General features: G+C 70.2%; 12 protein-coding genes. 6 read left to right on the plus strand and 6 right to left on the minus strand.

Annotated elements, in window-relative coordinates:
* Positions 1 to 7 precede the first annotated feature (7 nt).
* Positions 8 to 844 (plus strand): hypothetical protein, encoded by an 837-nt coding sequence (locus tag OC490_RS11140; RefSeq protein ID WP_410098604.1) that lies wholly within the window; start codon positions 8 to 10, stop codon positions 842 to 844.
* A gap of 107 nt (positions 845 to 951) precedes the next feature.
* On the opposite strand, the gene OC490_RS11145 is transcribed toward OC490_RS11140, so the two are convergent.
* Complete coding sequence (locus OC490_RS11145) at positions 952 to 1,404, minus strand: MarR family winged helix-turn-helix transcriptional regulator (protein WP_262057712.1); 453 nt, start codon at positions 1,402 to 1,404, stop codon at positions 952 to 954.
* 137 nt (positions 1,405 to 1,541) lie between these two features.
* On the opposite strand from OC490_RS11145, the gene OC490_RS11150 reads away from it, so the two are divergent.
* Positions 1,542 to 2,540, plus strand: coding sequence for an NADP-dependent oxidoreductase (locus tag OC490_RS11150; RefSeq protein ID WP_262057713.1), 999 nt, complete (start codon positions 1,542 to 1,544; stop codon positions 2,538 to 2,540).
* 277 nt (positions 2,541 to 2,817) lie between these two features.
* Here OC490_RS11150 and OC490_RS11155 read toward each other — a convergent pair whose 3' ends face one another.
* Positions 2,818 to 3,981, minus strand: coding sequence for a serine hydrolase domain-containing protein (locus OC490_RS11155; protein WP_262057714.1), 1,164 nt, complete (start codon positions 3,979 to 3,981; stop codon positions 2,818 to 2,820).
* A gap of 290 nt (positions 3,982 to 4,271) precedes the next feature.
* Between OC490_RS11155 and OC490_RS11160 the strand changes: the two genes are divergently transcribed.
* Together OC490_RS11160 and OC490_RS11165 are read left to right on the plus strand one after the other, a co-directional pair.
* Positions 4,272 to 5,090, plus strand: a complete 819-nt coding sequence (locus OC490_RS11160) for a hypothetical protein (protein ID WP_262057715.1) — start codon at positions 4,272 to 4,274, stop codon at positions 5,088 to 5,090.
* 39 nt (positions 5,091 to 5,129) lie between these two features.
* Positions 5,130 to 5,933, plus strand: coding sequence for an EI24 domain-containing protein (locus OC490_RS11165; RefSeq protein ID WP_262057716.1), 804 nt, complete (start codon positions 5,130 to 5,132; stop codon positions 5,931 to 5,933).
* Here the strand turns inward: OC490_RS11165 and OC490_RS11170 are convergent.
* Positions 5,919 to 7,178: a pyroglutamyl peptidase gene (locus tag OC490_RS11170; protein ID WP_262057717.1), complete on the minus strand. Its 1,260-nt coding sequence runs from the start codon at positions 7,176 to 7,178 to the stop codon at positions 5,919 to 5,921. The genes OC490_RS11165 and OC490_RS11170 overlap by 15 nt on opposite strands.
* Positions 7,179 to 7,332: 154 nt before the next feature.
* On the opposite strand from OC490_RS11170, the gene OC490_RS11175 reads away from it, so the two are divergent.
* Positions 7,333 to 7,683 carry a YrdB family protein gene (locus tag OC490_RS11175; protein ID WP_262057718.1) on the plus strand — a complete coding sequence of 117 codons (351 nt, stop codon included), beginning with the start codon at positions 7,333 to 7,335 and terminating at the stop codon, positions 7,681 to 7,683.
* 15 nt (positions 7,684 to 7,698) lie between these two features.
* Here the strand turns inward: OC490_RS11175 and OC490_RS11180 are convergent, their stop codons facing one another.
* A complete protein-coding gene (locus OC490_RS11180) occupies positions 7,699 to 8,274 on the minus strand; it encodes a TetR/AcrR family transcriptional regulator (RefSeq protein WP_262057719.1) in 576 nt (191 codons plus the stop codon).
* Between the two features lie 64 nt (positions 8,275 to 8,338).
* Between OC490_RS11180 and OC490_RS11185 the strand changes: the two genes are divergently transcribed.
* Positions 8,339 to 10,846 carry a beta-glucosidase gene (locus OC490_RS11185; RefSeq protein WP_410098605.1) on the plus strand — a complete coding sequence of 836 codons (2,508 nt, stop codon included), beginning with the start codon at positions 8,339 to 8,341 and terminating at the stop codon, positions 10,844 to 10,846.
* 83 nt (positions 10,847 to 10,929) lie between these two features.
* Here the strand turns inward: OC490_RS11185 and OC490_RS11190 are convergent, their stop codons facing one another.
* Together OC490_RS11190 and OC490_RS11195 are read right to left on the minus strand one after the other, a co-directional pair.
* Positions 10,930 to 11,901, minus strand: a complete 972-nt coding sequence (locus OC490_RS11190; protein ID WP_262057721.1) for an aldose epimerase family protein — start codon at positions 11,899 to 11,901, stop codon at positions 10,930 to 10,932.
* A 10-nt stretch (positions 11,902 to 11,911) separates the two neighbouring features.
* Positions 11,912 to 12,817: an SGNH/GDSL hydrolase family protein gene (locus OC490_RS11195; protein WP_262057722.1), complete on the minus strand. Its 906-nt coding sequence runs from the start codon at positions 12,815 to 12,817 to the stop codon at positions 11,912 to 11,914.
* Positions 12,818 to 12,953: the final 136 nt, after the last annotated feature.

Raw genomic sequence — 12,953 nt, forward strand, 5'->3', positions numbered from 1 at the left:
CGGCGTCATGGACTACTGCCACCCCTGCGGCCGGCACCTGAACGGCGCCCTCGCGTGCCCGGGGTGCGGCGCATCAGCCGAAGTACCGGTCGAGTCATCTCCCGCCTACGAGACGGGAGTTGACGTGCGTTCGCAAACGGACGGTGGGGCGGGGGATGTTCCCGACACCCGTGAGTCGTACGACGGTGACGCGGGTCGCGACGACGGGGAGCACGGCGAACACCTTGGACGGGCCGCGCGGCGGAAGAGCCGGGGGCGTGGGCGCGGCAGCGCCGATGACGGCGGCGGCGCCCGTGACGGCGACCGGGTCGAGGGCGGTGACGACGACGGTGACGGTGACACGAACGCGCCGGGTGCGAGCCGTCGCGATCGCAAGGCCGCGGCGCATCGCCGGCGCCGGCGCCGGGTGCTGCTCGTCACGGCCGGCTTCGTGCTGGCGGCCGGCGGGCTGAGCCTGGCCGAGCTGGGCACGGACGCGCCGTTCTCGATCTCGAAGCCCGCCGGACCGGGCGACGCGTCGGCGGAGGGCGGGGCGTCCTCGGAGGCCGGCGGCACGGCCGAGCCCTTGGGCGACACGAAGACCGTGGGGGCAGGGGCGGGTACGGGTACGGCGTCTCCGGACGCGTCGGCGTCACGGTCGGCTTCGCCTTCGGAGTCCGGGAAGGGGACGAAGAGTCCCTCCGCGTCGCTGACACCGGCGACCGCCGCCGGCAACACGTCCCCCACGTCGACATCCACGACGGATCCGACGACCACTCCGACCTCGGAGCCCTCGTCCTCGGATCCGAGCCCCACGCCGTCGCCCTCGGAGACGTGCGAACAGATCCTGTGGTGGTGCTCCTGAGCCGTTCGGCTCGGGGGTTCGGGCCCGAAGCATCCAGGCCCGATCCGAAGCGTCCAGGTCCGATCCGAAGCATCCAGGTCCGATCCGAAGCATCCAGGCCCGAACGGTCAGATTTCCAGCATCCGTCGTAGCAGGCCCCGGAGTGCCAGCCTTTCTTCGTCCGACAGCCCCGCGAGCGGCTCGCGGGCGAATCGGAGGGATTCGCGCAAGCTACGGGCCACCCGGCGCCCCTCGTCCGTCGCCGCCGCCAGCTTCACGCGCCGGTCGGCGGGGTCGGGGCGGCGCTCCACCAGGCCCCGCGTCTCCAGCCGGTCCACGATCCCGGTGACGTTCGACGGCTCGCACTTCAACTTCTGCGCCAGCTTGCGCATCGGCAGCGGCTCCAGCGACAGCAGGCTGAGCAGCCGGGCCTGGGCACCGGTCAGCGAGTGGTCGCCCGCCGCCTCCTCGTAGTCCTCGTAGAACCGCGCCACGACATCGCCGATCAGCTCGACGACCTCCAGGGTCACGGGGTCGGCGCGGCGCGTCTTGTCGGAGCGCGTCTTTTCGGGTGTGGACATGGGATCCAGCGTACCCCGTTACTTGACATCATGAAATATTCAGAGGCATGGTTGTTTCAGGTACTGAAGTATCAGGTACTGAAGTATTCGACGCTCCCCGCACGGAGCGCACGGAGACACGAAGAAAGGCGCTTGTGATGATCAACCGCGAATGGCACCTGCTCAGCCGCCCGGTCGGCTGGCCGAAGCCCGAGGACTTCGCCCTGGTGGAGACCGAGACCCGGACCCCGGGCGAGGGCCAGGTGCTGGTGCGGAACAAGTACCTCTCCGTCGACCCGTACATGCGCGGCCGGATGAGCGCCGCCAAGTCGTACGTCGCCCCGTTCGAGCTCGGCAAGGTCATGCAGGGCGGCGCGGTCGGCGAGGTCGTCGAGTCCAACGCCGAGGGCATCGCGGTCGGCGACCACCTCCTGCACTTCGGCGGCTGGCGCGAGTACGCGACCATCGACACCAAGGGCGCCGTCAAGGTCGACCCCGACCTCGCCCCGCTCTCCACCTACCTCGGCGTCCTCGGCATGACCGGCCTCACCGCCTACGCCGGGCTGCTGCGCACCGCCTCCTTCAAGGAAGGCGACTCCGTCTTCGTCTCCGGTGCCGCCGGCGCCGTGGGCAGCCAGGTCGGGCAGATCGCCAAGCTCAAGGGCGCGTCGCGGGTCATCGGCTCCGCCGGGTCCGACGAGAAGGTCAAGCTGTTGGTTGAGGAATACGGGTTCGACGCGGCCTTCAACTACAAGAACGGGCCCGTGAGTCAGCAGCTGCGCGAGGCTGCTCCGGATGGTGTCGATGTGTACTTCGACAACGTCGGGGGCGACCACCTTGAGGCTGCCATCGGTTCGCTGAACGAGCGTGGGCGCATTGCCATTTGCGGCATGATCTCGGTCTACAACAGCACCGAGCCCGTGGCCGGTCCGAAGAACCTCGGGCGCCTCATCCAGACGCGTGGGCGTATCGAGGGGTTCCTCGTCGGCGACCACTACGACCTGCAGCCGGAGTTCGTGCGGGAGGTCGGTGCTTGGGTGGCTTCCGGGGAGCTGAAGTACCGGGAGACCGTCGTCGAGGGGATCGAGAACAACCTTGAGGCGTTCCTGGGGCAGCTGCGAGGGGACAACACGGGGAAGATGATCGTCAAGCTTTGATCTGATCTGATCTGATCGGATCTGGCCTGACCGGGTTGGGTAGGTGTCAGGTAGCTGGGCCGGTGTTGAGAAGGCGCCGTTCGCGTACCTCCTTTGGTTCGGTCGCCTTCGGGGCGCTTTAAGCCGGTGTCGAGAGCCCCACCGTGCTCGGCGCTGCGCGCCTCCGCGCGCTGGGACTCTCGACACCGGCGCGCCCCTACGGCGCCCTCTCGGCCGGCGCGTGGGGACAGCGGGAGTTGGTGGGCCCTCGCCGTGGGGAGGGCCTACGCCGTTGGCTTTAGCCGGTCTGGGCTGCTTGGCGGGCTGCTTGGTGGGCGGCTTGGACCAGGCGGACGTTTTCTGGGGCGGCGCCGCCCGCCAGGGCGAAGCGGCGGCGGGTGTAGCCGTAGGCCAGGCCGGTGCGGGGGTCCGCGAAGGCCTGGGAGCCTGCCGCGCCGCTGTGGCCGATCGCGCCGGCGCTCAGGAACGAGTACCACGTGTCAGCTGTCGCCTGGAAACCCAGGCCGTACGAGCGGTGTGTGCCGGTGACCAGGTCGTAGCCGACGGAGTGGATCTGGCCGAACTCCGCGACCGTGTCCTGCTTCAGGAGCGGGGCCCGGCCGTCTACCTCGCTGATCGCCGCCGCGTACAGGCCGGCGAGGCCGCGTGCCGAGGCCACTCCGCCTACCGACGCGGGGCCCTTGGCGCGGATCACTCTTTCGTTGGGGAGCGACGCCAATACCGTGGGCTGGGCCGCGTGTTCGTTGAAGGCGATGCCGGCGAGGCTGTGCCGGCTGTCCGGTTCCACGGCGCGTAGGGCCTGTTCGTTGGGGGAGGGGAGCGGTGGTTGGGTGGAGTGGAAGCGGGGCTCCTGGGTGGCGGGGAGGCCCAGGAAGAAGTCCAGGGCGTAGGGGGCTCGGACTCTTTCCTCGTACACGTCCTGGAGTGAACGGCCTGTGGCTCGTCTTACGATCTCGCCGGTCAACGCGCCTATGACCAGGGCGTGATAGCCGAAGGCCGTGCCGGGGCGCCAGAACGGGCGCTGGTCGGCGAGGCGTTCGGCCACCGCGCGGTCGTCGGCCAGTTCGTCGAGGGCGAAGCCGGTGTCCGTGCCGACCAGGCCCGCCCGGTGCGCCAGCAACTCGCGCAGCGTCAGCGCGCCTTTGCCCTCCGAGGCGAACTCCGGCCAGTAGTAGGTCACTTTGCGGTCCAGTTCCAGCGTGCCGTCCTGTACGAGCAGTGCCACCACGAGGTGGGCGGCGCCCTTGGTGGACGAGAACACGCCGTAGAGGGAGTCGCCCTCCGTGCCTGGCCCGGCCCAGAGGTCGACGACCTGGCGGCCGTGTACGTACGCGCACAACTGGCCCTCGTAGTCCGCGCGTTCCGTCGACACGAACGCGGCGAACTCCTCCCGGACCGTTTCGAAGCCGTCGGCTACGGTGCCGTGGATCTCCTGGGTCATCCGCTCTCCTCAACTGATCCGCTGCTCGCGTGTGCCATGGTGAACAACGCCTGTCCGACCTGCGGGAGTTCCCCCTCGGACCTCCTCCTGGTTCCAGAGATCGGTACGGCGAGCGACACCCGTTCGACTCAACGGGGGCGGGAAGGTGTTGGTGTCATCGATGCCCGGATGTCGCATTCAGGGGGGCGAGGAACGGGCATGCTGAGTGCAGGTACCGGGTGGCGGGTGCGTGAAGAGGGGTTCCCATGGCGGCCATTCCTTCGCTTCCGAGCAAGGACGAGGTGTTGCGCGTGGCACGCAGCACCACCGACATCACCGGGCAACTCCTGGACACGGCCGGGAACATCACCAGGATCGCGATCAACACCCTTGATCCACGGGACGGTTCGGGTGCCGAGGCGCTCCGGGTGCTGCGTGAGACCACCGCCGAACTGGCCGAGGCGAGCGCGTCGCCGCAGGCCCAGGAGGCCTTCTATCGCATGGTCGACACCCTGACGCGGCTCGGTACGACTGGTGCGCCGCTGGCCGTGCACCCGGTGAGTCAGCCGGCGCAGGCGCTGTTGGGTGTGCTCGGGGACAGCCTGCTGCCCGTGCTCGACGCGGTGGAGCCCGCCGTCGAGGAGTTCGCCGCCGCGCTCGGCGATCTGGTCGAGGCGGCCTCCCCGTTGCTGCCCGCGGCGGCGGGCGTGGCCGCGGGCACGCTGCTCGCCCTCACCCCGCTGCTCCGCGCGGCGGCCGACGCCCTGGCCGAATCCTCCCCCGAACTCCGGCGCATCGCCGAGGCGTTGGCGTCCGCGCTGGCCCCGCTGCTGCCCCCGCAGGTGGCCCTCGCGCAACGCGCGGCGACCGCCGGCGCGAAGGTCCTCCGGGCGACCCTCCCGCCCCTCGCCGACCTCACGGAGGCCGCGGCGGCGACGACCAAGGCGGCCGGGCCGATGCTGGTCGCGGGTGAGGAGTTGTTCGTTTCTGTGGTGGAGCGGGTCCAGCCGGTGCTGCTGGCTGCGGCCTTCCGTGCGGGGCGGGTGGCTCGGGCTACCGCGGTACGGGTGACCGCGGCGGTTTCGCCTGCGGCGGATCAAGGGGTCGTGGTGGCGGTGTCGGCGGGTTAGGAGCCGTGGTCGGTGTCGACGCTGAGTAAAGTTCTCCCCATGCATGATCTTGGGGTGGGATTCGGCTATCTCCTGAAGGGCCAGCGCTGGGTGGCCCGGCACGGGCGGCAGTATGGGTTCGGGCTGGTTCCCGGGCTGATCACGCTGGTTCTCTATGTCGCGGTGCTTGTCGCGCTCGCGGTGTGGGGTGGGGACTTCGTCAGCTGGGCGACGCCCTTCGCGGACGACTGGGCCAGTCCGTGGCAGGGGCTGTTCCGGGGTTTCCTCACGGTGGTCTTGTTCGTACTGGCCCTGCTGCTCTCGGTGTTGACCTTCACGGCGGTCACCCTGCTGATAGGGCAGCCCTTCTACGAGACCCTCTCCGAGAAGGTCGACCGGGACGTCTCACCCGACGGCACGGCCCCCGAGTCGGGCCTCCCGCTCTGGCGTGAACTGTGGATCTCGGCCCGTGACAGTCTTCGGGTTCTGGTGCGTGCGCTGGTGTGGGGTGTTCTGCTCTTCGCCTTCGGTTTTCTTCCGTTCGTCGGCCAGACCGTCGTTCCGGTGATCGGGTTCTTCGTCACCGGGTTCTTCCTCACCGAGGAACTGACGGCCGTCGCCCTGCAGCGCCGAGGCGTCGACCTCCGCGCCCGCCTCACCCTCCTCCGCTCCCGCAAGACCCTGATCTGGGGCTTCGGCACCCCCCTCGGCCTGGCCTTCCTGGTCCCGTTCGTCGCCGTCTTCCTGATGCCGGGTGCGGTGGCGGGGGCGACGATGATGGCTCGGGACCTGCTGGGCGAGGAGACAGAGGGGGGCGACGAGGGGGAGGACGCGGAGAGCGGGCCTGAGTCAGTTGGTCAGTGACGCGTTCATTGCCGCTGTCACCATCGCCCTGACCTGGTCGATGATGTCCAACCGGTTCTGTATGAACTGGGGATCGGTGATCGTCCCGGTCGCCGGGTCCGTGTTGCCCGTTCCGAACTGCAGTACCGGTGTGTGGATGTGTCCGCCCGGCAGCGAGTCGTGCAGTCCGAGCCGGTCCCGCAGCAGGGTCGCGCGGTAGGCGATCTCGTTGGACAGGTAGTTGCCGCCGCCACCGGCGCGGGCCGTGGAGCCGGGGGTCGGGCCGTCCGGCTGTACGACGGGAGTCGTCCCGCCCGCCGGGATCTCGGTGACCTCGGTGTGGTCGTAGACGGTGAAACGTCCGGTCTTCGCGGCCACAATCGCCTTGTACGGCAAGGTCGTCGACGTCCACTGGGGCTGCGAGGCCGGGTCGGTGACCGGGACGGTCTCCGTGCGCGAGACGGTGTCGTTGTCCGGATAGCCGCCCCGCCAGGCCCCGTTGGTCCGCTCGACGTCGAAACGGCCCACCCGGCCCTGGCTCACCGTCGTGAACAGATCCAGCTTCGGGAGATACGGCCGCAGCGTCCGCTCCACGGTTCCCTCGGCGAAGTCGGCCCAGCGCACCGGGAACATGGCCGTCTCGATGCGGGCCGGGCCGTCCGCCGTCTGGATCACCGTCCCGTCGAGCGCGAGCGCGGTGGCGCCGGACGGGTTGGAGATCCTGATGTCCGCGTCCAGCGTGAACGGGTCGAAGCCGGTCACCAGGATCCGCTTCAGTCCCTTGTCGCGGGCCGGGTAGCGGATGCTGCTCTGGCCGCGCGAGGTCTGTTCCAACTCGGAGAGCAGTACGGTCCGTTGGGCGCTGCTGATCCCGAACTCCGGTGCCCAGGCCCGCACTTCCCTGGTCATTCCCAACCGCGCCCAGTACAGCGGCCGGTCGTCGTCCCGGCTCAGATCCCCACCGGCGGGGCCCCGGCCCTGCGCCCGGTCGACTGCCCGCTGCCACAGCGCGGTTCCCTCGCGTACGACGATGCGGCGGGCCTGAGCGTAGCTGTGCGCCCCTTCGAGGGCTCGGGTGAACTCCGGTGCCACGGTGTCGAATCCGGAGTGTTCGAGGATCTCCTGGGGGACCGGCTTGTCGAGCCGTTGTTCCTCGACGGTCGGGGAGAGTGTGGTGTCGGCCGCCGCCGCGCTGGTGCCGGGGGCGGAGAAACCGGCCAGCAGGGCCAGTCCGAGGACGCCTGTCCGAACTCGTATGACATTCAAAGTGGTTGAGGCCTTCCGTCGCAGTGGGGTGCGGTGCCGGACGGCCGCAGTATCGCGTGACGGGAGTGGTCTACGCCACGGGTGCGACGGACGATCCGATTCCCCGCCTCCTCGGCCGGGACGGAGTGATCCGATCCGGGTGATACTGCCGCTCATGACGGCAGTGAAGACAGCGAAGGCAGCGAACCTCGGCGTGCTCTTCGCCATTGAACTCGGCGCCCTTGTCGCCGTCGGCTATTGGGGGTTCACCCGGGGTCTCGCGACCCCGCTGACCTGGCTGCTCGGCCTCGGCGCGCCCGTCGTGCTCGCCGTGCTGTGGGGGCTGTGCGGTTCGCCGAAGGCCAGGTACAAGACGCGCGGCGCCGGTCGGGTCGTCTTCGAGGTGGTGTGGTTCGGTGCGGGGGTGGTCGCGCTGGTCCTTGCCGGGGCCTACGACTGGGCGCTCGTCTTCGGTCTCGTGTGCGTGGCGAGCAAGACGCTCGCCGTCATCTGGCGGCAGGTGTAGGGGAGTCGGGCGAGGTCATGTCTCGCCCAGCAGGGTCAGGAAGTCGCGGAACGCCCCCGGCATGTCCACCGACTCCGGGTCCAGCAGCCACTGGTACTGCAGGCCGTCCATCACCGCGACCAGCAGGGGGGCCGTGCGCTCGGGGGTGAGGCCGTTGGGCAGGACGTCTCCGTACTCGGCTCGCAGCACCCCCGCCATGCTTGCCCGCACCCTGGCGTACCGCGCGGTGAAGTAGTCGCGGGCCGGGTGTTCCTCCGTGACGCTCTCGCCGAGGAGTGCGGAGAAGGTCTGGATGATCGCGGGCCGCATCGCGTTGTACTCGACGAGAGACGCCAGCAGGTCGATCCGCCAGCGGCTGTCCGGGACCGCGTCCCACTGGTCCCGTTCCTCCAGGACGGCTACGAGCAGCGCGTCCTTCGTGGGGAAGTAGTGCAGCAGGCCCTGCTGGGTCAGCCCGACCCGCTCCGCCACCGCCGCCAGGCTCGCGCCCCGGTAGCCGCGCTCGGCGATCACCTCCAGCGCCGCCCGCACGATCTCGGCGCGCCGCTCCGCACTCTTGGCCCTGGCGCTCATGGCGTCACCGTACGACATCCGCCACAGGTGAATATAACGGCAAGATTACAAAACCTACCGATCTACAGGCAATCGATGCACGATGGAGGCGCTGAGACGCAGCAACACAGCGGCACAGGACGGACTCACGGACTCTCAACGAGGAGGCAACCCCGTGGCGGGAACCCATGAAGAAGTCGTCGAAGCGGCCCTCGGCGCACTCGACCTCGACGCCAAGACCCGGCTGCTGGCCGGTCAGGACATGTGGTCCCTGCCCGCGCTCCCGGAGATCGGCCTGACGTCCCTCGTCATGTCCGACGGCCCGATCGGCGTCCGGGGCCGGCACTGGACCGCCGACGACCCCTCCGTCGCACTGCCGTCACCCACCGCCCTCGCCGCCGCCTGGGACCCCGAACTCGCCCGCCGCGCCGGTGTGCTGCTCGCCCAGGAGGCCCGCCGCAAGGGCGTCCACGTGCTGCTCGCTCCGACCGTCAATCTCCATCGCTCGCCGCTCGGCGGACGGCACTTCGAGGCGTACAGCGAGGACCCGTACCTCACCGGGCGGATCGGCTCCGGGTATGTGGAGGGCGTTCAGGCGGGTGGCGTGGGCACCACCGTCAAGCACTTCGTCGCCAACGACGCCGAGACCGAACGCTTCACCGTGGACAATCTGATCTCCCAACGCGCCCTGCGCGAGCTGTACTTGGCGCCCTTCGAGCTCATCGTCGAGCAGGCCCGCCCCTGGGGCGTCATGACCGCCTACAACACGGTCAACGGCACGACAATGACCGAACACCGCCGACTGGTGAACGAGATCCTGCGTGGCGAATGGGGCTTCGACGGCTTCAACGTCTCCGACTGGACGGCCGCCCGCTCCACCGTCGGCGCCATCGAGGGCGGCCTCGACGTCGCCATGCCCGGCCCGAAGACCGTGTACGGCGAGGCCCTCGCCCGGGTCGTGCGTGACGGCGAGGTCGCCGAGGCCACGGTTGACGCGGCCGTACGGAACGTGCTGCGGCTCGCCGCCCGCGTCGGCATCCTGGCCGGCGCCGAACCCGTCGTCGCGGAAGCCGAACTCCCGTCCCCCGTCGACGGCGAGGCGCTCGCCCGCGAGATCGCCCGCCGCTCCTTCGTCCTCGTGCGGAACCAGGACAACGCCCTTCCGCTGAGGCCGAACACCACCGTCGCGCTCATAGGCGCCGCCGCCCGCGACGCCCGCGTCCTCGGCGGCGGCTCCGCCACCGTCTTCCCGGCCCGGATCGTCTCCCCGCTCGACGGCCTCACCGCCGCCCTCCCCGAAGGCGCCCTGAGCTACGCCGTCGGCGCCGACCCGAACACCGAACTCGCCGTCGCCGACCAGGGTTTCACCCTGCGCGCGATCTGCCGGGACGCGGCCGGCCAGGTCGTCGCGACCGTCGCCCTGCCCAACGGGCAGATCAAATGGGTGGGTTCGGACCTCCCCGAGGGCGTCACCCACGACACCCTTCACACCGTCGAACTCACCGGCACCTTCACCCCGCGCGCCAGCGGTTCGCACACCTTCGGCATCACGGGCATCGGCGCGTTCACCCTCACCGTCGACGGCACGACGTACTACGACGACGTCCAACGCCCGGCCAAGGACGACCCGTTCATCTCCTTCTTCGGCGCCCCCGAGCCCCGCGCCCTCGTCGAACTCACCGCCGACGTCCCCGTCGAGGTGTCCCTGGCGTACACCGTCGCCCGTCCCGTGGGCATCCCCCTCCGGGTCGTCGGCTTCGCGCTCGCCCACCAGGAACCGCAGCGCGACCCCGACGAACTGATCGCCGAGGCCGTCGAAGCGGCCCGCGCCGCCGACACCGCCGTCGTCGTGGTCGCCACCACCGAGCGGGTCGAGTCGGAGGGTTACGACCGCACCGACCTCCAACTCCCCGGCCGCCAGGACGACTTGGTGCACGCCGTCGCCGCCGTCAACCCGAACACCGTCGTGATCGTCAACTCCGGCTCCCCGGTCGAACTGCCCTGGCGCGAGGAGGTCGCCGCCGTCCTGCTCGGCTGGTTCCCCGGCCAGGAGGCCGGCGCCGCCCTCGCCGACGTCCTCACCGGCGCCCACGAACCAGGCGGCCGGCTCCCCACCACCTGGGGTTCCCTCACCGACGCCCCGGTCAGTCAAGTGGTCCCAGAGAACGGCGAACTCCCTTACACCGAGGGCGTGTTCATCGGCTATCGCGCCTGGGAGAAGGAGGGCCGCACCCCGTCGTACCCCTTCGGGCACGGCCTGGGCTACACCGACTGGAGCTATGCATCGATCGAGGCGGAGAGCACGACGGACAGTACGTCCGTCACCGTGCGCGTCACCAACTCCGGTGCCCGGCACGGCCGTGAGGTCGTCCAGATCTACCTGGCCCCGACGGAGCACGACCCCGAGCGTCCGGCCCGCTGGCTGGCCGGATTCGCCGGGGTCGAGGCGGCGCCCGGCGAGAGCGTCGAGGTGCGGGTCGAACTCCCGCGCCGATCTTTCGAGATCTGGGATGAGACGGCGAACTCGTGGGCAGTTGTAAAGGGTTCGTACGAGATCCACGCGGGGCGCTCGATCACGGACCGCGGGGTCGCCACGACGATTAACGTCTGAGCCGGGACAAGCTCCCCACAGACAGCCCCGGCCCGGGACCTGACCCCTGGGCCGGGGCTCATCACATCCAGGCCCCAGCCCGGTCAGCGGGCCGAGAAGCCGTACACCGTCTCCGAGCGGTAGGTCTCGCCCGGGCGCAGTTCCGTGCTCGGGAACTCGGGGCGGTTCGGGGAGTCCGGGAAGTGCTGGGTCTCCAGGGCGATTCCGGCGCCCGGGGCGAACGGGTCGCTCAGGTGGTCACCGGTGTAGAGCTGGATGCCCGGCTCGGTCGTCGCGATCGTCAGGACGCGGCCGGACGCCGGGTCGTGCAGCTCGGCGATCTCGACGGGGGCCGGGGTCGGGCCCTTGTCGAGCGCGAAGTTGTGGTCGTAGCCGGTGCCGACCTTCCGTGACTCGCGGAAGTCGAAACGGGTGCCGGTGACGTCGTCGAGCGTGCCGGTCGGGATCAGATCGGCGTCGACGGGCGTGAACCGCGAGGCGGCGAGCCGGAGTTCGTGCCCGGCCGGGCTGCCGGAGCCGCTCAGGTCGAAGTAGCTGTGGTTCGTGAGGTTCACGACGGTCGGCGCGTCCGTCGTCGCCTCGTAGGCGATGCGCAGCGCGCCCGACTCGTCGAGTCTGTACGTCGCCGAGACGTCCAGGCGGCCGGGGAAGCCCTCCTCGCCGTGCTCGCTGACCCGGCTCAGCCGCACCCCGTGCTCGACCGGCTCGACGTCCCACACCCGCTTGTCGAAGCCGCGCTCGCCGCCGTGCAGGGAGTTGGGCGCGTTGTTCTGCGCGAGGGAGTAGGTCACGCCCTCCAACGGGAAACGGCCGGCCGCGATCCGGTTCGCGTACCGGCCGACCAGCGCGCCGAGATACGGCTCCGGGTGGGTGAGGTAGCCGTCCAGACCGCCGAACCCGAGCACCACGTCCGCCGTGTGTCCCGCCCGGTCCGGCACCTCCACCGACTGCACGATCCCGCCGTACGACAGCACCCGCACCCGTACGCCCGCCCGCTCCAGCGTCCAGCGGTGCACGGGAGTGCCGTCGGGAAGGGTGCCGAAAAGTTCGCTCATGAGGGAAACCCTAGGTCACGGGTTCGGCCGCGGTGATCCGCCGGTAGGCCATCGCCGCGAGCTGCGCCTGGCCGTCCTTGCTCGGATGGAACCAGTCCCAGTGGCTCAACTGGTCCGTGCCGAAGCGGTAGTCGTAGACCGCGCCCCCGTCGAAACGGCAGCGCACATCCGTCGCGCACACCTGCTCCAGGGCCTTGTTGTACGCCTCCACCCGGTCCTGCACCGTGTCGCGCCGCTCGGTGGCCGCCGAGTCCAGGGCGTCCGCGTCGGCCAGCATCGAGGGGCAGATCCCCAGCTTCCACACCGCCTTGCCCAGCGGGTTGGTCCGCCCCTGCGACCAGAGCCGCTTGAGATTCGGCACGCTCGCGACGTAGACCTGTGTCTTCGGCAGCGCCCGGCGCAGGGACTTCAGCGAGGTCTCGAACTCGGTGCGGAAGTCGGCGACCGAGGTCATCGCCGAGGTCGAGGCCCGGCAGGCGTCGTTGGCCCCCACCATCACCGTGACCAACTGCGGCTTGCGGGCGACCGCCTGGGTGATCTGGCCGGGCAGGTCGGCCATCCGCGCGCCGGTCTCCGCGTAGTTCCAACTCCGCTCGGCCGCGCCGGTCTTGCCCAGCAGCCGTACGGCCAGACTGTCGACCGAGGCCTCGGTGCCCGTCGCCCAGGACACCTCGGGGCAGTCCGACAGGACCGTACAGGCGTCGAAACCACGGGTGATGGAGTCGCCCACGGCGGCGACCGAGGACGGGCTGCGGTCCCAGACGGGGGTGGGGGAGGGCTTAGCCTCGGCCGCCTTACCGCTCTTGCTGTGGGTGCCGGAGGACGCGCCCCCGCCCGAGTCGCAGCCGGCCGCGCCCAGTACGGCCGCTGTCATGAGGGCGAGCGCTGCCCGTGAACGACGACGTCGCATGCGCATGTTGAGACCCATCCCCTCCATAACGGTCTCAACCCATAACAACGCGCCATGGTTCCCGTTGCGGCCCGATGCAACGGCTCACCCCGTACAAGCGTCCCCATGGGTGAATGGCGGGGTTTCCTGGCACCTGGAGGGA

Source organism: Streptomyces sp. STR69, from assembly GCF_024519455.1.
Classification (GTDB): Bacteria; Actinomycetota; Actinomycetes; order Streptomycetales; family Streptomycetaceae; genus Streptomyces.

Excerpts from the sequence above, each read along its gene's own strand:
- OC490_RS11140 (WP_410098604.1), top strand. The coding sequence starts at position 8 with ATGGACTACTGCCACCCCTGCGGCCGGCACCTGAACGGCGCCCTCGCG.
- OC490_RS11145 (WP_262057712.1), bottom strand. The coding sequence starts at position 1,404 with ATGTCCACACCCGAAAAGACGCGCTCCGACAAGACGCGCCGCGCCGAC.
- OC490_RS11150 (WP_262057713.1), top strand. The coding sequence starts at position 1,542 with ATGATCAACCGCGAATGGCACCTGCTCAGCCGCCCGGTCGGCTGGCCG.
- OC490_RS11155 (WP_262057714.1), bottom strand. The coding sequence starts at position 3,981 with ATGACCCAGGAGATCCACGGCACCGTAGCCGACGGCTTCGAAACGGTC.
- OC490_RS11165 (WP_262057716.1), top strand. The coding sequence starts at position 5,130 with ATGCATGATCTTGGGGTGGGATTCGGCTATCTCCTGAAGGGCCAGCGC.
- OC490_RS11175 (WP_262057718.1), top strand. The coding sequence starts at position 7,333 with ATGACGGCAGTGAAGACAGCGAAGGCAGCGAACCTCGGCGTGCTCTTC.
- OC490_RS11180 (WP_262057719.1), bottom strand. The coding sequence starts at position 8,274 with ATGTCGTACGGTGACGCCATGAGCGCCAGGGCCAAGAGTGCGGAGCGG.
- OC490_RS11185 (WP_410098605.1), top strand. The coding sequence starts at position 8,339 with ATGGAGGCGCTGAGACGCAGCAACACAGCGGCACAGGACGGACTCACG.
- OC490_RS11190 (WP_262057721.1), bottom strand. The coding sequence starts at position 11,901 with ATGAGCGAACTTTTCGGCACCCTTCCCGACGGCACTCCCGTGCACCGC.
- OC490_RS11195 (WP_262057722.1), bottom strand. The coding sequence starts at position 12,817 with ATGCGCATGCGACGTCGTCGTTCACGGGCAGCGCTCGCCCTCATGACA.